Annotated in this window: 1 protein-coding gene; it reads right to left on the bottom strand. The window is 80.6% G+C overall.

Annotated features, from left to right (window positions below):
- Positions 1–639: tetratricopeptide repeat protein (locus DMC61_RS41050; RefSeq protein ID WP_305022643.1), on the bottom strand; the 639-nt coding region annotated here is incomplete at both ends.

Raw genomic sequence — 639 nt, 5'->3', positions numbered from 1 at the left:
CGGCCTGCGCCTCACGGGCCCGCGCCCGCGCTGCCGCCTGCGCTGCGTCCGGTTCGCGTGCGTCCGGCGCCCGTACGCCCGGGCCCCCCGGACCCCGTAGGGCCGGCCCCCGCACGGCCGCCCCTTGTGCGTCCGGCCCCGGCGGGCCGGGCTCCCGTGCGCCGGGCTCCCGGAACCGCGCGGCCAGGTACTCGGCGCAGTAGCCGAGCGCCAGCTTGGGCGCCGCCTCGCCGGGCAGCGCGGCGTAGGTGGCCGCGAACTCGTCCTCCGCCTGGTCCACCGCGCCGCGCGTGAGGTGGACCAGGCCCCGGTGCCAGAAGATCCGCCAGTCGTAGTCACCGCTCCACCCCTTGGCCCGGGCCACCCACTCCTCGGCCCGGGCGGCGTTCCCGGCGTCCAGGTAGGCGCGGCACAGCCACAGTGCCGTCTCCACGGTGCGCAGCGCCGGGTCGCGCTCTGCCCGTTCGGCGGTGCGGTCGGGGGTGTCCGCGGCGAGCCCGCCGAGCAGGACGGCCGCCGGGTCCGCGGCGTCGGGCAGGGGCACCGGCAGCGCCCGGGCCGTCGCGCCGGGTTCGGGAGCACCGGCCGGCAGTTCGGGTGCCCCGGTGCCGGACCGCCGCGTCCACCACCGCAGCGCCG

It is taken from the genome of Amycolatopsis sp. WAC 04169, from assembly GCF_003947535.1.
Taxonomy (GTDB): domain Bacteria; phylum Actinomycetota; class Actinomycetes; order Mycobacteriales; family Pseudonocardiaceae; genus Amycolatopsis; species Amycolatopsis keratiniphila.
The sequence above is the reverse complement of the archived record's forward strand: the minus strand, read 5'-3'. Positions and strand labels throughout refer to the sequence as shown.